General features: G+C 41.8%; 14 protein-coding genes, 1 pseudogene and 1 riboswitch. Of the genes and pseudogenes, 13 read left to right on the forward strand and 2 right to left on the reverse strand.

The genetic code is table 11. The annotated features are described in order from the left end of the window. Nucleotides 1–42: 42 nt before the first annotated feature. From H6H03_RS02730 to H6H03_RS02765, 8 genes are all read left to right on the forward strand, one after another. Nucleotides 43–972 (forward strand): polysaccharide deacetylase family protein, encoded by a 930-nt coding sequence (locus H6H03_RS02730; protein ID WP_313931776.1) that lies wholly within the window; start codon nucleotides 43–45, stop codon nucleotides 970–972. Beyond that, a complete protein-coding gene (locus tag H6H03_RS02735; protein ID WP_190953613.1) occupies nucleotides 941–1,867 on the forward strand; it encodes an ABC transporter permease in 927 nt (308 codons plus the stop codon). Before H6H03_RS02730 ends, H6H03_RS02735 begins: the two co-directional genes overlap by 32 nt. 92 nt (nucleotides 1,868–1,959) lie before the next feature. After that, entirely contained in the window at nucleotides 1,960–2,934 is a 975-nt protein-coding gene (locus H6H03_RS02740; protein ID WP_190953614.1) for an XdhC family protein, read from the forward strand. A gap of 755 nt (nucleotides 2,935–3,689) precedes the next feature. Further along, nucleotides 3,690–4,106 carry a hypothetical protein gene (locus tag H6H03_RS02745; protein WP_190953615.1) on the forward strand — a complete coding sequence of 139 codons (417 nt, stop codon included), beginning with the start codon at nucleotides 3,690–3,692 and terminating at the stop codon, nucleotides 4,104–4,106. A 254-nt stretch (nucleotides 4,107–4,360) separates the two neighbouring features. After that, the gene (locus H6H03_RS02750; protein ID WP_190953616.1) at nucleotides 4,361–4,888 is read left to right on the forward strand and encodes a hypothetical protein; all 528 of its coding nucleotides are present in this window, start codon (nucleotides 4,361–4,363) and stop codon (nucleotides 4,886–4,888) included. Beyond that, nucleotides 4,878–7,172, forward strand: a complete 2,295-nt coding sequence (locus H6H03_RS02755) for a M48 family metalloprotease (RefSeq protein WP_190953617.1) — start codon at nucleotides 4,878–4,880, stop codon at nucleotides 7,170–7,172. The genes H6H03_RS02750 and H6H03_RS02755 overlap by 11 nt, the downstream gene beginning before the upstream one ends. A 107-nt stretch (nucleotides 7,173–7,279) precedes the next feature. Beyond that, nucleotides 7,280–7,873 carry a nucleotidyltransferase family protein gene (locus H6H03_RS02760; protein ID WP_190953618.1) on the forward strand — a complete coding sequence of 198 codons (594 nt, stop codon included), beginning with the start codon at nucleotides 7,280–7,282 and terminating at the stop codon, nucleotides 7,871–7,873. Between the two features lie 179 nt (nucleotides 7,874–8,052). Beyond that, the gene (locus H6H03_RS02765) at nucleotides 8,053–8,496 is read left to right on the forward strand and encodes a hypothetical protein (protein WP_190953619.1); all 444 of its coding nucleotides are present in this window, start codon (nucleotides 8,053–8,055) and stop codon (nucleotides 8,494–8,496) included. Nucleotides 8,497–8,570: 74 nt separating this feature from the next. On the opposite strand, the gene H6H03_RS02770 is transcribed toward H6H03_RS02765, so the two are convergent. After that, on the reverse strand, nucleotides 8,571–10,517 hold the full coding sequence (locus H6H03_RS02770) for an APC family permease (RefSeq protein ID WP_190953620.1): 1,947 nt from the start codon (nucleotides 10,515–10,517) through the stop codon (nucleotides 8,571–8,573). 513 nt (nucleotides 10,518–11,030) lie between these two features. Here H6H03_RS02770 and H6H03_RS40065 point away from each other — a divergent pair. The 5 genes and pseudogenes from H6H03_RS40065 to H6H03_RS02790 form a co-directional block, all read left to right on the forward strand. Further along, a pseudogene (locus tag H6H03_RS40065) lies at nucleotides 11,031–11,126 on the forward strand (DUF433 domain-containing protein); the annotation flags it as partial. After that, nucleotides 11,107–11,151, forward strand: a complete 45-nt coding sequence (locus tag H6H03_RS41945; RefSeq protein WP_390841746.1) for an LEPR-XLL domain-containing protein — start codon at nucleotides 11,107–11,109, stop codon at nucleotides 11,149–11,151. The pseudogene H6H03_RS40065 and the gene H6H03_RS41945, both read left to right, overlap by 20 nt. 531 nt (nucleotides 11,152–11,682) lie before the next feature. After that, nucleotides 11,683–12,696 (forward strand): alpha/beta hydrolase, encoded by a 1,014-nt coding sequence (locus H6H03_RS02780; RefSeq protein ID WP_190953621.1) that lies wholly within the window; start codon nucleotides 11,683–11,685, stop codon nucleotides 12,694–12,696. Between the two features lie 179 nt (nucleotides 12,697–12,875). After that, a riboswitch (TPP riboswitch) is annotated at nucleotides 12,876–12,972 on the forward strand. Between the two features lie 6 nt (nucleotides 12,973–12,978). After that, nucleotides 12,979–14,352: a phosphomethylpyrimidine synthase gene (gene thiC / locus H6H03_RS02785; RefSeq protein ID WP_190953622.1), complete on the forward strand. Its 1,374-nt coding sequence runs from the start codon at nucleotides 12,979–12,981 to the stop codon at nucleotides 14,350–14,352. 307 nt (nucleotides 14,353–14,659) lie between these two features. Next, nucleotides 14,660–15,289: a chloramphenicol phosphotransferase CPT family protein gene (locus H6H03_RS02790; protein WP_199338698.1), complete on the forward strand. Its 630-nt coding sequence runs from the start codon at nucleotides 14,660–14,662 to the stop codon at nucleotides 15,287–15,289. Nucleotides 15,290–15,369: 80 nt separating this feature from the next. On the opposite strand, the gene H6H03_RS02795 is transcribed toward H6H03_RS02790, so the two are convergent. Next, nucleotides 15,370–17,358: a S8 family serine peptidase gene (locus H6H03_RS02795; RefSeq protein ID WP_190953624.1), complete on the reverse strand. Its 1,989-nt coding sequence runs from the start codon at nucleotides 17,356–17,358 to the stop codon at nucleotides 15,370–15,372. Nucleotides 17,359–17,613 lie beyond the last annotated feature (255 nt).

Consider the following 17,613-nt stretch of genomic DNA (forward strand, 5'->3'; position numbering starts at 1 on the left):
GGCAAATGACAATGAAAAATAATCAAAATCGGGAGATTTAATGTGTCCAATGAAAAATTACCTGTAACTTTCAAATTGGTAGTCATTACATTAGTGACTTGTGCTACTACTTTAGGTATAACTCTAGTTTTAGGTACAACAAAACTTAATTCTTTATTAGGAATTCAACCATTAAAAAGTGAGAAAGAAAAAGTAAGTCAAGATCGGGCAATTATTGGATCTGCACAAGCTCTCTCCTCAACAACAAACCAAATAAATCAAGTACCAAATAAATTTCAGGGAACAGTCGTTTATCAAGGGCAACTCAAACCAACTGAGAAAGTCATCGCCTTAACTTTTGATGATGGCCCCAGCCCTAAAAATACAGGGCAGATATTAGAAATTTTGCAGAAAAATCAGATCAAAGCTACATTCTTTATGGTTGGGCAAATGGTGAAATATTTTCCCCAGGTTGCCAAGCAAGTTGCAGCTGATGGCGAGGTAATTGGTAACCATACATGGCATCATTCCTATCGTCACATGGATATAGTTACTGCGGCTAATGAAATAAATACTACAGCAGACATCATTTATCAGACTACGGGAGTGAAAACTACTCTCTTTCGTCCCCCTGGGGGCTTCTTAAATAATGGATTAGCTGACTATGCTAAAAGCCATAACTATACTGTCATAATGTGGTCAGAATTATCGGGAGATGCTGAACGTAGTTCGCCTCAAGTGCCAAAGATGGTCAAAGATGTGTTAAAAAATGCCAAACCAGGAGCAATTGTATTAATGCATGATGGTGGCGGAAATCGTTCTCGGACTGTCAAAGCTTTACCGCAAATTATCGATGGTTTAAAGGCACAAGGTTATAAATTTGTGACAATACCCGAACTACTGGAAATACAAGCCCAAGAAAAAAATTTGGTAACACCAGTATCACCTGTAGTCACAAATCATGAATATCCAAACAATCACCTTCATCATTAGTGATAGCATACGAGCAGCTACACCTCTAATTTTTGCAGCATTAGGTGAATTAATAGCTGAAAAATCGGGGGTGTTAAACCTTGGTGTTGAGGGAATGATGCTCGTTGGGGCTGTGGCTGGTTTTATTGCGGCTTCAGTTACAGGTAATATTTACTTTGGATTATCCATAGCACTAATATCGGGAATAGCGATCGCTCTGATTCATGCTTTACTAACAGTTACTATAGCTGCTAACCAAGTGGCAACGGGTTTAGCCTTGAGTATTTTTGGTTCCGGACTCAGCGCTTTTATTGGTGCAGGTTATGTGGGCAAAACAATTACCGGGCTGCAACCTGTTGACATCCCAATTTTAAAATCAATTCCGTTTTTGGGTAAAGTTTTATTTCATCAAGATATTTTGGTGTATGCCTCACTTGTCTTAGCGATCCTGGTGTGGTGGTTTTTGCGAAGTACGCGGGCGGGTTTAGTGTTGCGAAGTATTGGCGAGTCACCTGATGCTGCTGATGCCTTGGGTTTACCTGTTAGCAGAGTTCGTTATTTAGCGGTAATGTTTGGTGGGGCGATGGCTGGGTTGGCGGGTGGTTATCTCTCCCTTGCATATACGCCGCTATGGGCGGAAAATATGACTGGTGGACGAGGATGGATTGCGATCGCATTAGTTGTGTTTGCTACATGGAAACCTGAAAGAATCCTTCTTGGTGCATACTTATTTGGCGGCGTTGGTGCCATACAATTGATATTTCAAGGATTGGGAGTTAATATTTCTCCTTATATTTTGTCTTCTTTACCTTACTTAGCTACTATCTTAGTATTAGTGTTTATCTCACGAGATAATACACGCATTAAACTTGAGACACCTGCATCATTAGGACAACCTTTTAGATCTAGTCATTAGTCATTTAGAGTTAGCTGAATTATCTTGACTTGCGGTAAATGATAACAGTGATTCAACCTTATTTAAATAGTTAATCAAAGATTGGCGATCGCGTGCTTGAGTTCTACCAACAACTAGCAAAAACTTTAAAAAATAGTGCCGCAGTTTTAGCCACCGTCACCAGCATCAAAGGTTCCACACCCAGAGAAGTCGGCGCGAAAATGTTTATTAGTGCCGATGGTAAAACAGTAGGAACAATTGGCGGCGGTGCTGGGGAAGCAAAAGTTTATCACCAAGCTTTGCAATTACTGAAAACAGGTAAAAAGCAATTTGTAGAAATCGATTTGTCTGGCGTACCTCAACGAGAAACTCAAGGTGTTTGTGGTGGTACAATGCAGGTATTATTAGAGCTATGGTCAGGCTCTGAAAGCTTAAATTTAGTCAATCAAATTATAGATGCCTTAACATCTGGACAGTCAGCAACAATTATCACCCCGTTTAACAGAGATGAAAAGCCTTACTTGAGCCAACAAACAGAAGTAATTGCATCCTTATACAGCACAGCATTAATTGAACCTTTACTACCACCGCCAAGACTTTTAATTATAGGTGGAGGACATATTGCAATTTCCCTAGTGCAGATAGCCAAAATAGCAGGTTTTCAAGTTATTGTACAAGACGATCGCCCTGATTACGCCACAAAAGAAAGATTTCCCGATGCATCGCTAGTGCTAGCAGAACCCATCACCTCAATTCAAGAAATATTAAATAAAAATAGTAATTTACACGTTGCTTTAGTTACTAGAGGTTATCTGCAAGATTTAGCGGCTTTAAGGCTATTATCTAATTATGAACTGCCATATATTGGTATGATTGGCAGTAATAAGCGAGTCAACACCGTATATAAAATACTGCAAGCTGAAGGTTGTCCAACTGAATTTTTAAATCAAATATATGCACCAATTGGTTTAGATATTGGTGCTTTGACACCAGAAGAAATTGCAGTTAGTATCTGTGCTGAATTAATTAAAGTTCGGCGTGGTGGAACCGGAAATTCTTTCTCTGATACCATTTCACGAAATACCTGATACAGATATATATGTAGGGGCGTACAGCTGTACGCCCCTAGAGTAGATTTATGTATTGCAAAGATTTTTAGAAATGGTATGAGAAATTATAAGTTGAGTATTGTTATAAGAGGGTCAAGCAGTTTGTATGATTTTTGACCGAAGCAAAAAATCATACATAGCTAATAAATTTATTGATGGAGATTATAATTTTTAGTTTTTAATTTTTAATTTTTAATTTTTAATTACCCAAAAGTGTTGACTTTTCTCCGACTAATTTTTATTAAAATATCGATGACTAATTTCTAGCAAAGGTTAAACTAATAGTGCGATCGTAAATGTTGGATTTACTTGTAAGTCTCAAAGCATGAGACAGACCGCGTGAAATCTATTTGGAAACTAGTAAGACAATGCTTGTCCATGCCCAAGAACTAGTTTATACCTTGAAAGATTTGATGCCATTGGTTTGGTCAGGCTACTCTACTTGGAATGTATTGTTAGCTCATACTCTCTCTAATTACTTACCTCATAGCTCACTGAACAAAACTTTAAACTCAGCTATCTAATTTAAACGACTGGGGTGAGGCTGCACAAACAGCCCTTGAATATTTCTTTTTTCAAATACCTGTGTCTCTTATTTTACTCAACATCGAACGTTGAATTTTTCTTGCACGTAGTCAAGGTTTTGACATTAAAATTTCTAGGTGCAAGATATCAGCAAGCAAAGATTATATTGCGAAAATATCTATCTCTGAAATCAAGGTAGGTACTGTGATATGAAAAAACATCATTTAGGAGCATCCTTAAAAAAAATTATCTCACTTATTACCAGTGGTGGGTTATTAGCAACATTACTGGTAACTGCAAAAGCTGAAGCTCAAGTGAGTCAATATCGTTGCGAAGGCGATATTAATGGTGTCCCCTCACAAGCATTAGTTAGTGTTGAGAGTTTACCTTCAATGGATGGGCCTGGCCGTCACGTTACAGTGAGTGGTGAAATTAAAAACGATTATGCTGATTATACTTTTACTGGAGAGATGGGTGGATATGTAGATATAGTGAGTTTAACTGATGGACAACGATTTAGAGGTGCAATGAATATCACCAATAACGGTTTCGTCTTAGTATCAAATCCTGAATATGATGGATCAGGCCGTGGTTCTGGATATTATCCATTTATTTGTAGTGGATAACTAATTGGCGAAAAGTTTGTGCGATCGACATATAAATTAGTCGCGATCGCCAGCCACAGAAATATCGGTTGAATCCCTTATTATTTCCTCAATTCTCAAGGTTTTTCGAGCTACTGAAGTTCTAAAAAATATTCACAGCTAGCTTTAGTGAATTAGTTGTGTGAATTTTGCGCTTTCTAGCTTTTTTCATTGTCACTTTCTACATAATTTATCATGTTTAAAAATTAACATTTTGATAGTATTGGGAGAAAATCATGAACGAGCAAGCTCAAAATAATCTGATTACCGAGCTATCACGTAACGTAGTTATAAAGATAGCTCCAGAAGAACAACCGTCTTTCAATGCTATTAGTCAAGCATACTTCAAAAATCCTGAGAAAACGCTCAAGGGTGAGGGAGGAAAAGATGAACTAATGGGTTGGGGAGTTGCAGAGGTTACTATACTGGTAACACCCATAGTTCTAGAAATCGTTAAAGAGATACTCAAGGATCTTATTGGGGTTTACATTACGAAAAATCCTACTCTGTTCGATAAGTTCGCAAATTTTATCAAGCGACTTTTCAGAATTAATCCATCCCCACCACTACAACTGTTAGAACCTCAAACCAAAGAGCAATTAAAACCTCTAAGTACAGAGCAATTAGAAGAGGTTCGTCAACGTGCTTATATCAAAGCTATACAGTTGGGACTCGCCTCTGACAAAGCAACTCTATTAGCAGACTCCGTTGTTGGTAGTTTTAAATTGACACCTAGCCTTCTGGTAGCTCCTTATGGCAACTGATACTAAAGCAGAGGTGTATCAACCTCGCCTGAATCCATTTGTGTTTCCTTCAGAAACAACTATCAGATTTGTCTTGCTGATTGTCTCGGTTATCGGTGCCAGCTTATTCATCTATTCGGTTCTCTACTTGAGGTATTTAGAGAAACAAGGGGAGTTAGAGTTACTTTTTAACCAAGCTAAAGAATGCTTGAGTTTGAGTTTTCCTACTCCATCAATCCAGAATTTAGAAAAATTACAGGTCGCTAGCAACGCTTTTGAACAATGCAAACAACCAGTGGAGAGGGAATTCCTCAAAGCAGCTTGGTTAGCAGTTGGGGGTGTAGGGATAGTGTTATCTCTCGCTACTATCATCTACAGCCTTTTTCCCTTTTTTATGATTCGGCTAGAAGGGATGGCGGCTTTTGACAAGCAATCTGCCATAGAAGTCCATCTAAAGAAGCTCTGTACGGAAATGGGTATTGCTCCTCCCCCAATATTTTTACAGAAGCCTATAAGTCGAGCGCTTGGCGGTAGGGCATTTGGCTCATTAGGTCAGTACTATGTAGTTTTGCCCGCAGGACTGATTAAATGGTTTTCTCAAGACCGAGAGGCCTTTAATGCTGTCTTGCTTCACGAACTCTCTCACTTGCGGAACAAGGATGTAGATAAGACTTATTTCTCTGTTGCTGCTGGTTGTGCTTTTGTCATCGCTGCTTTGATTCCTTTTGCGTTTAGCTTACTCAGCAATTCTGGTGCTGAACTTTTCAATGCCAGTTGGCGGGTCATTGTCTTGGTTTTGCTCGTTTATCTGACTGTAGCTGCTGTTGTCCGCTCCCGCGAGTTTTACGCAGATGTTCGTGCATCTACACATCCAGGCTCAACTGCTCTCAATCGCGTGCTAATAACTTTCTTGAAGCCTAAACACCCTGGTTGGCAGACTGCTTTAATTTCCTTACTGGAACATTTGCCATTTGTCAGACATAATCACTGGCAATTCGCTTTTCAATTCCATCCCGAACCATCTGAACGCTGCTCTAAACTACAAAAAACGGATGGTTTGTTTCAGATTGATTTTTGGATAGCATTTGGTACGGGTATTGCTGTCACCGTTGCTTATGACGGTATTGCCAGTTTGATAATCAGCATTTTAAGAACTGCTTTAACACACACCGATGCATGGTTAGAATCATTAGTTGCAGGGTTAGTTTTTGCACCTCTGGTAGTCGGGATTGTAGGAATAGGGGTGTGGCGTGAAACGTTCGCATCACTAATACACAAAACTCATTCTGTAAAAGCAGGTAAGCTGGGCATTGGACTTGGGTTAGGATTAATTCTCGGTCAATTTTTGTCTTTCGAGAACATAACTTCAAGTTGGCAAGCTTTGGGGATGGAGCAACTCAACCCAGCAATTCAATTAACCTCTCTTGCTTTCAATCTACTTTGGAGTTTCCTGTTATTGGTCAGCCTTTACTGCTTCTTCAAGTGGGTTGCTGCTTCTGCTGCTGCCTGGTTAAGTGTTGCAATATCTTCTGGTTTCTCTCGTTCTTTATATATAGGAGGTTTAATAGTTGCAGGAATATGGTTATCGCTGTGGTTTGGAGTGATTTTTCTCATTCAGAATGCCCGTGTGCTGCTACTTACTGCAAATAGTGTTGAGATGTTCTTCAGCCTAATTCTAGTCTTACCTGTTGCGATCGCTTATATTGCCCTACAACCTCTCACACTCATTGCTCTCATTACTCTGTGGGCATTTCCCCTCAGTGCTTGGTTGCGACCCCATCGCCTACACTTAACATATGCAACCTCTTTACCAAGTTGGGTATTTTTAGAACAGACATCTCATCAGATCGATTTACCTACCCAGAATCAGCCACAGCTTCGTTCTACATTTATAACTGGTCTAATAAACGGCTTGACATACTGCGGCTTATTGCTGGTCATCCGTTTGATACTGCGCGTTATAATTCCTGAATCAGTGAGAGATGCTGATTGGTTTAAATTAATTCTCTATTTCATCGGCTACATTGGATTTCCAGCATTGATGCAAACAGTAGTAGCTGTGAGAATTGCCAGACGAGTTAAATATCTCAATTTCATTCACGGTCTGTTTGCAGCATTTACCGCAGGTTGTACTATGACTTTAGGAGTATTACTTGTCAATCTTTTATTTGGTGGCACAATCAACTTTCAGTTTGCTTGGAACATTTTTAGTCAGATAGTCAACTGGGGAGCATTGCTGGCTCTCCTCGCAATGTTGATAGTTACTTCAACATTGCGCAAAATAGATCTAATTAGGTCGTTGTGAATATTTATTATTGGGATAAGGCAGGAGGAAATAGGGTTTAAGCCTATTTCATTTTTCTTTACATAGTTTGGTTTTTTTTACTCGTTCTACTTAGGTCTATTAAATTTGTGAACTTTGGTATTGTTCTCGCAGCGGGAAAATCTACCCGCATGGGTACTTGTAAAACTTCACTACCTTGGGGTGTAGGTAAAACATTATTAACTTATCAACTAGAACAGTGGTTAAGTTTAGGTTTTACTCCTGTGGTAGTGCTAGGTTTACACAATAGCCACAAACAAAAAGATTGTCTTCCTGGGAGTTTAATTGTAATTAATCCTCATAGCAATGCAGGGAAAACAACCTCTCTGTTGACAGGATTGCAACATGTTCCTCAAGACTTTGAAGTATTGGCAATTTCCGCAGTTGACCAACCGAGAAAATTAGAGATTTATCAAAAATTAATTACAGCACACCAAGATAATTGTGCATTGATTACTGCACCAATATATAAAGGCAAAATGGGGCATCCATTGTTATTTAATAATCAAATGCGATCGCACTTACAAAATATCCGTGACGAAACTCTTGGTTTACGCCAAATTATCCAAGAATTTTACCCTGTAATTTACAAAGTAGAGTTTAACGATACTTCTGTATTATTAGATATTAACACGCCAGAAATTTATAAATTCAATTACATATTCAATGACAACAAACTATAGCATAAGGTTGAAATCTCCTCTTACCAACTTTAGGCTTAACTAAGTACGATTTCAATCTATTAAAAGAGCGAATTTTTTTAATAACTTTCGATGAGAAAACCTCTACCTGGGGAGTGATTTGGCTCATGATCCAAATGAAGTAAATATTAAAGTACAAAAGCAAACGGACATTGTGTTCTATGAAACTGAATTATTTTACAAAAGGGCTTTCCATTGTAGGACGTTGGATAGCTACAACATTGTTTTGTGTATCAGCGATCGCTTTTATTTGGCATGGTGCATTTATTGTAAACACCTCAGCAATGGCGAATCCTGCAACAAACTTAATTGCATCTGTTGATGCCGATGATGCAAAAAGCAAAGCTAGTGAAGATGCTAGAAACACCAAGGGTTTCGTCCGAGAAACACGAGACAAACTAAAAGAAGCAGCAAACAGCAATGCCAATAAAGTAGACGAGGCAACAGATAACGGTAGCTTTATTGGACGCAAAGCACAAAGAGATGCGGCTCGAATCGAGAAAAGAGCAGACGAAGACGCAGCTCGCACACAGAAAGCGATAGACGATACCAAAAATGTTGTTGAACGCACTGTTGACAATATCAAGGATGCTTTTACTAAATAGGCAATAGAGAATGGGCAATGGGCAATAGGAAAAGGTATTAGTTGCCTTTTGCCTGTTGCCTGTTGCCTGTTGCCTCATCCGCCAACGTGGATACCAGGACGCATTTCGGGATTTTTTTCAGCGCGACGCACTACTTCACGGGTAAGGACGGCAATATCACCTTCACCAAATAGAATAAAACGCAGTAGATATTGTATGGGGTTTCCCTCGACCCAACCGAAGTAAGCATGGGGGATCTTACCTGTTCGATCGCGAATATACAATAATAAAGCGGCGATCGCATTGGGTACTGCTGCACTCTGGGCACGTAGGATGCGGTAATCTCCAACTTGCACCCCTTTGACTTTAATCACCTCAGCAAATTCTGAAGCATCTGACACCATAATTTCTAAAAAGAGAATCGGATCGTCAGCTGGAATATGATTGTCTTCACGCACCTCTTTCTCTTTAAAAGAATACTCTTCGACATCGCCTGTATTCAAGCGATTAGCAATTATTCGTATTGCTCCCTGGCTTTCTTCGGCAATGAATTGCTGAGCAATATCATCAATTTCAATTCGCTCAACTCGCAATTCAGTTGAACGCCAAACGCGAGAAATTAAGGAAGTGAAAATGATTGCACCGATAAAACATCCAGCAATCCGAATCCCTTCTGGTCTTTCGATGATATTAACTACAGTGGTATACACAAATAACACTGTAATTATTCCAAAGATGAAGGTTGCGTGTTTCTCTCTGTGGCGGTGGGCTGATAAACTGACGGCAAAAGCGGCTGAGGTAATCAACACTAGCACGCCAGTTGCGTAAGCCCCGCCTTGGGCTTCGACATTTGCTCGAAAGATAATTGTGACAACAAAAGCGATCGCTGTATACACTAACACTAAAGGTCGGCTGACTCGTGCCCAATTGGGTGCCATGCCATAGCGTGGCAAGTAACGAGGCACAATATTTAATAGCCCTGCCATTGCCGATGCACCAGCAAACCACAAAATGGAAATCGTGCTTAAATCGTAAATTGTGCCAAAGCTATTGCCTAAATAAAGATGCGCCAAATAAGCTAAGGCACGTCCGTTGGCTTTGCCTCCCTGTGCAAATTCTGGGGCGGGAATCAGGAGACTAGTTATAAAACTGGTAGTGAGCAAAAAGAAGCTCATAATCACAGCAGCAGTAGTCAGCAGCTTGCGTGTATTCTGAATTCTGGCTTTGGGATACTGATGAGTGTCGTTGCTGCTACCTTTGACGAGGGGCATAACGGTAACGCCAGTTTCAAAGCCTGATAATCCCAGGGCTAACTTAGGGAATACCAAAAGAGCTAAACCGATGAGTAGTAAAGGATTAGAATTGCGCGCAAATAAGGCAGTTTGCCACTGTGCGATCGCTTCTGGGTGAGTTAGAATCTGATACGCACCAACGCTAACCACAATAAAGTTAAGCAGCAGATAAACTCCCACCAAAAACACTGCAATGCCGATGGCTTCTTTGAAACCTCTCAAGAAAACTGCGCCTAATAATGCGATTAATATCAGAGTAATACCTATGGTTTGATGGTGAAGCCAATCTCCAGCTAGGGGATTTTCGATAATATGGGCTGTAGCATCAGCGGCCGATAGGGTAATTGTGATAATAAAATCTGTTGCTACAAAGCCTAGTAAGCACAGTACAAGTAATTTGCCTTGCCACCAAGAGAGCAAACGCTCTAACATAGCGATCGACCCTTCCCCATGAGAGCTTTCGGCAGCAATGCGGCGATAGATGGGCAATGCGCCAAACAGCGTCAGCAAAACCAAAATTAGCGTCGCCACAGGAGAAAGAGCGCCAGCTGCCAGTGCTGCAATTCCAGGTTGATAGCCAAGGGTTGAGAAATAATCTACACCAGTCAAGCACATCACCTGCCACCAAGGATGCTGACGATGTGATTCTTGCTTGGGGAAAGGCCCTTGCCGCTTTCGTCTATCTTCTTCCAGCAACCAGCGGATGAACTGTTTGCTGAGCCGTTTTGTTGAAATAATTGATTTAGCCATCAAATACGCTTGTGTTGCAGAAGTCAAAGTAACTGATAGAATCTTTGCTTTTCTCTGTACGCGCTCTGTTTTGCAAGAGTGCTGAGTAGAGACCCGATTATACTCTTACGAGAAGCCGCTCTTTAAGCGTCTACGCGCCTCTACAAGAGTTAGGAGTTATTATTCTCCTCCTTATCTTCCCACTGTCTGAAGAATTCTTTGCCAACAATTTTACCTACATTGGTATGGCTAAGTCCATCATAAAATCTAGCAGAAACTAACAACCAAGCCAAACACCTCAAATCAAGGTTATTGTCAATAATAAAAATGCGATCGCCTATATCTTAAGTTAGATTGTTGCGATATTTGAAATAATTCACAATATACAGGAGTTTTCTTTTGCATGAAGTACAAAGTCACTGGTTTTGAGGCAGGAGGCAGAAGGCAGGAGGGAGAAGAATAATTTGATTTGTGAATCCTTGGTTCTGTACCTCATTTAGTTGCAAACTGCTGTAACTCTTACTAAAAGAGATCGTGTTAATCCCTATCATCAAAGAACACATCGAAATTACTTCTGGTGTATGTGGAGGTAAACCCAGGATTGCAGCACATCGCATTAGAGCCCAGGATATTGTTATCTGGCACAAATAAATGAGAATGTCACCTGATGCAAGCGATCGTCTCTACACGGATCGCCATACTTAGTTACTTCATCAAAAACATAAATTACAGTCAAATTAAATAAAGAAAATACTTAATTGCTTTTTCATTTTCTGAAAATGCTTTCTCAAATTCCAGTTTGCTTTCTGATTTTAGTGCTTTTCTTAAGTAAAAATAACTTTTGCTTTCTCAAATTCCAGTTTGCTTTCTGATTTTAGTGCTTTTCTTAGGTAAAATTAACTTTTGCTTTGTGATTTTAGTGTTTTTTTAAGTAAGATTAACTTTTGCTTTCTGATTTTAGTGTTTTTCTTAAGTAAGATTAACTTTTGCTTTCTCATTTGGGTAAATTGTTTACTAATTTAAGTAATTAACGCACTTAAAACAACCATCCCCTTTGAACTCGTGAGTGCTAAATTATCCGAAATAACCGAGACTTTCATTTACCTTGCTATGATGAACATTTGACCAGACTTTTTAATTTCTGCGCTGGTTGCGTTGTTTACAAAAGTTTGTGGTTTAGCGATAAATGAAAATTGGCATTCAAAAAACAGTAGAAATCTTGGAGCAAGTTCACCAATTAGAATCGACAGTGGGTCTCAAAAATGAAGCCTGCCGTTCTAAATTTTTGATTCACCCCGATTTCACATCAAAAGTTTTTTTGTTTTTGCATGGTTTTACAGCAGGCCCTTACCAGTTTGAGCCGCTTGGTAAAGCCTTCTTTAACAAAGGATATAACGTTTTAATTCCTTTACAACCCGGTCATGGGCGTTCAGGCAACTGGAGCCGTCAAAATCCTCCACCGCTACCAACAGATATTCAGATATATCAACAATTTCTCCTCGAATGGTTGCAGATTGCAAAAACATTAGGAGAACAAGTTGTAATTGGTGGATTATCATCAGGTGGGACTTTAGCTGCTTGGTTAGGTTTAGAGCATCCTCTAGAAATTGACCGTACTTTATTGTTCGCGCCTTTTTTCGGTAGCCGTTACTCGCTATTCGATCGACTTATCAAAATCCTGCCAATTTACTTTGAATGGTTCAACAAAGACGCACCTGGCAATTTTGGTTATAAAGGTTTTCGTCTAAAGGCGTTACGGATATTTCTTCAATTGGGAGAGGAGGTTTTAGAAAAGGCTCAAAGCTGTGTTTGTGCCCCTGTTTTAATGGTATGTAGTGAAGCGGATACTGCTGTTAGTCGCTCCAAACATCAAGAATTTTTCCGAAGGGTAGTTAAGCAGCAACCGAAATCCTGGTATTACTGTTTCGATGATTCGCTTCACATTGAACACCGAATGATGACAAAAATGGAAGACAATGATTATGAAGAACTGGTAATTACCCTTGCCAAAGCATTTGTTGAGAGTGATTTGACTTGGCTACAGTTTGAGGAAATGGCAAAGCGGATAGCCCAAGGACAAGCCTATGAACAAATTCTGCGAGAATTAAACCTTGAGAGTCAAGTTTCTCAACAGCTATCTGCAATGATGACTCAAGGTTTTGGCTGTGAGGATCTTAAATGCATCAATCCATATTATTAAATCTGGTTTTTACCTCCTGCTCCCTGCCCCCTGCCTCCTGCCCCCTGCCTCCTGCCCCCTGCCTCCTGCCCCCTGCCTCCTGCCCCCTGCCTCCTGCCCCCTGCCCCCTGCCTCCTACTTATCACCTCAGGAAATGTTAACGCGTTAGATCCCAACCATAACCAAGGTGCTACAATCAACAACCATGCTAGGGGTGCCTACATCATCAGGCTGAGATTACACCCTTAACACCTGAGTCTGGGTAATACCAGCGGAGGGAAGCTGTTTACTGAGGAATTCAATATGAGAACAGAATGGGTTGCTAAGCGGCGTGGGCAAAGTAATGTATCTCAAATGCATTATGCACGCCAAGGTGTTATCACCGAAGAAATGCACTACGTCGCCCAACGGGAAAATCTGCCTGCTGACCTCATTCGTGAGGAAGTAGCGCGGGGAAGAATGATTATCCCAGCTAACATTAATCACACTAACCTAGAGCCGATGTGTATCGGCATCGCTTCTAAATGTAAGGTAAATGCTAATATCGGCGCTTCACCTAATTCTTCCAATCTTCAAGAAGAAGTGGATAAGCTGAATCTATCGGTGAAGTACGGTGCTGATACTGTGATGGACTTGTCTACAGGTGGCGGAAATTTGGATGAAATTCGCACCGCCATTATCAAAGCTTCCCCGGTTCCCATTGGTACGGTGCCAGTTTACCAAGCTTTAGAAAGTGTCCACGGCACAATTGAAAAGCTGACTGCTGATGACTTTCTTCATGTCATCGAAAAACATGCCCAGCAAGGAGTAGACTACCAAACCATCCACGCTGGGATTTTGATTGAACATTTGCCTTTGGTAAGAGACAGGATCACTGGTATTGTTTCTCGCGGTGGCGGTATCTTAGCACGGTGGATGTTACATCACCACAAACAAAACCCACTTTACACCCATTTCCGAGACATCATTGAGATTTTCAAAAAATACGATGTCTCCTTCAGTTTAGGAGATTCCCTGCGTCCTGGCTGCACCCATGATGCCTCGGATGCAGCACAATTAGCTGAATTGAAAACCTTGGGACAGCTAACCCGCAAAGCCTGGGAACATGATGTACAGGTGATGGTGGAAGGGCCTGGACACGTACCAATGGATCAAATTGAATTCAACGTCCGCAAACAAATGGAAGAGTGTTCTGAAGCACCTTTCTATGTGTTGGGGCCATTGGTAACAGATATTGCTCCTGGCTATGACCATATTACCTCAGCGATCGGCGCTGCGATGGCGGGGTGGTACGGTACAGCAATGTTGTGCTATGTAACACCAAAAGAACATTTGGGATTACCAAATGCTGAAGATGTGCGGAATGGGTTGATTGCCTACAAGATAGCAGCTCACGCAGCCGATATTGCTAGACATCGCCCTGGTGCAAGGGACAGAGACGATGAACTTTCCAAAGCCCGTTACAACTTCGATTGGAACCGTCAGTTTGAATTAGCACTCGACCCCGAAAGAGCTAAGGAATATCATGATGAAACTCTGCCAGCAGACATTTATAAAACTGCTGAGTTTTGTTCCATGTGCGGCCCGAAATTCTGCCCAATGCAAACTAAAGTTGATGCTGATGCGTTGACAGAATTAGAGAAGTTTTTGGCGAAGGAGACTGTTACCCAAAGTTAATTCATGCTGGGTATGGGGCATGGGGCAAAAAGTGAGTGTGGGAGGTGTGGGAGGTGTGGGAGGTGTGGGAGGATGGTGAAAAAATCTTTCCCCCCTCTCTCCCCACACTCCCCCATCCCCCTCTCTCCCCTCTCTCTCCACACTCCCCACACTTCCCCATCTCCCCCTGCCCCTTAGCCCTTCTTCGCCCCATCTCCTCATTTCCCCACTCCCCACTCCTCATTTTTCTTGAGTTATTGTTGGGTAGAAGAAAACTTTTTTAATTACTGGCAATTAAACATACTAGAAAAGGATGCGAGGAGCGATCGTGGGACAAACACAGGAGCTAGGACAGATTATTATCTTGAATGGTACACCGCGATCGGGGAAGTCAAGCATTGTCGAAGCGATCCAAGAAATGTTTGATGGTGTATGGATGAACTTGGGTGTCGATAGATTTATGCAAATGACTCCCGCGCGATATCTGCCAGGAATCGGTCTGCGGCCAGGGGGAGAACGCCAAGACATCGAACCCCTAGTTCCGATTCTGTACAGCGCTATGTATGAATCCATCGCCGCCCACAGTCGCTTGGGATTGAATGTTGTGGTTGATGTGGGACACCATGACGGATATGCAATCAAGCGGGGCATTTTGACCGATAGTGCCCAACGTTTAAAGGGCTTGCCTGTCTTGTTTGTAGGCGTTCGCTGCCCCATTGAGATAATTATCGAAAGGCGACAAAACACCGGGTGGAAGGCGGTAAATGCAGCCGACTCTCTAGGGCCAAATGCGGTTGAGTTATGGCAACGTGAAGTCCACATCCCCGGCATCTATGACCTTGAAGTCGATACTTCGTTGTTAAGTCCTGGTGAGTGTGCTGAGGTGATACGCCAGCACTTGCTCAATAGTCCAGCACCATCGGCATTTCAACGACTCGCTGCACTGTCTGGCAACTAAATAATCTTGAAGACGCGATAAATCGCGTCTCTACATGAGGGTTTTGGGCTTAGAATTATCCTTAACCCAAGCGTATTGGCTTAAAATGCAATTTCTATGGTGAAGCTGCGAATTTTTCCTGTATCTAGGTTGGCTTTATCTTGTACTTCCAGCGTCCAAGTTCCTTGGGGATTTTTACCTTTAAAGGCGGCAAGTTTGGGGGTGTTCACTTCGTCATAGGTTGTTTTGATGTTATCTGAAGATCCACCCAGGCGATCGTGGAGAATTATCGGAGATACGCTTGTTTGGGCTGGGGGATTGAGAGTAACTATGAGGTCAGCGATGTAAGTATGCTCGATGTCTACGGTAACTTTGATAGATTTGATGAGGTTGGTATTTGCGATCGCCAATGGTAATTTTGATGTTTGCAAGTCGGCAATTGGTACATCTTGCACTGCTTGGAATATGCCCACCGGTGATGGTTGATTTGGCTTGGCTAATTCCACAGCTTTGAGAGCATTGATTCGACCGTAACCGTACAAGGGACTGCGACCGTTGGCATCATATTTACCTCCGACTTGATCGATGCGATCGCAAGAGCGTTTAATGATGTCTCGTACTTCATCCCAACGCAGATTTGGGTTTCTGGCAATGATTAAGGCTGCTACACCTGCTGCACCCGGACAAGCGCTAGAAGTTCCACCGAATTCATTTGTGTAGTGGCCTGCGGTGTCACCCAAATTTACGTTACCAGAGTTATAGCCAACTGCACCAGAGCGATCGGTTGTCCAAATTCCGGGAGTTTGAGAAGCATCACCGTTATTGCTAGGGAAGGCGCACCAGATTGCTTTACCAAAGTCGCTATAAGCACTTTTTGTGCCGTAATCGTTACAAGCTGCCACAGCAATCACATTTTGGTAGCTGGCGTAGCCGTCGTTATCCACGCTTTCGTTACCATTACCAGCAGCAAACAAAACTACACAGCCTTTGCCGTTACGTCCTTTATTAATTGCAAAATCGATCGCTAGTCTTGTAGAGTCAGGTAGAGGCACTTTTTGGTTGTGTAAAGGATCGTTTGGTTCAAACCAAACACCGTCTGCTGGCCCCCAGCTACAAGAAATCACATCGGCACCATTTTGAGCTGCCCAAACAAAGCCATCAGCTTCGTTTTGCGAACCCAATGCTGAAGCTAAACGAATCGGCATCAGTTTTGCACCAGGGGCGACACCAGATGCACCAAAGTTACCGTTTGCACAAGCTACTCCAGCACAAGATGTGCCGTGGTTATCATCGTTTCCTGGTCTGGGATCGTTAGTTTTACGTGTGACATCACGCGGGGCCACAATTTTTCCAGAAGAACGGAATTCTTCATGATCGAGATCCACACCATCGTCGATAATTGCAATAATTGTTCCTGTGCCATCGCTCAATTTCCAAGCTGCCTCAACGTTGGCATGGGCATCGATCGCTTTACCATTAATTGTTGTTTGTTTAAGATGCCACTGCTGGGGGAAAGCTTGACGTGGGCGTAATTCACGCACTAGTTCGGGATGACACAACTCAACTGATTGCTCGTTTAGAAGCCTCTCGGCAATGTCAAAGATGGCTAAACCAGTATTGGCAGGTGCGCTGACAAAATAAGCATTGCGGGCATACTCAAGTTTGCGTTTGATTGTTAAGTTATAACGTCCTAAAACTTCCTCACACGCCGCTGAATCTTGGCGATTATCGAATTTAACGAAGAGGTTTTCGGTATAGATTACAGGTTCTTGGGATCTGGGATCGACGAGAACGCGCCCTGCAAATTCAACTTTAGGTTCTTCATTCAGAATAGCCCTGGCGCGATCGCGCAGAGCTACCCCTTGAGTCGGAACTTTTGCACGCAGAATTTCTACACCCGCTTGTCGAAACCGGGCTGTTAACTCGAATTGATTAAGGATGCTACGAGCTGCAATAGATACAGGTGCAACTTCAAAGGGTCTTTGACCTATCAAAGGGCTGCGGTTTTCGGTACGAACTACAATGTGTTCATCACTAATAGCAAGTTCATAACGTTGACCATTTTCACCACCATAACGAACTTCAACCATAATTTAATCTCCTACTATTTATTGGGCATGGGGCATGGGGCATGGGGCATTGGAGGCAGAAGTTTTTTAATGCAAGAATTTTGAGTTTTGCGGAAAGTCTGAGCGCTGGAAGCCGGCGCTCAGACTTTCCAAGAGAGAATTTTGAATTGATTTGTCTCCCTCACTCCCTCATCTTTCTTATCGATTTCATGTGTTATATCTGGATTAAGGCAAAAAAAGATATAGCTTAAACAGAATTTAATTTCTCTAAGTTCA

Origin of the sequence: Nostoc paludosum FACHB-159 (assembly GCF_014698835.1) — a bacterium.
Taxonomy (GTDB): Bacteria; Cyanobacteriota; Cyanobacteriia; order Cyanobacteriales; family Nostocaceae; genus Nostoc; species Nostoc paludosum.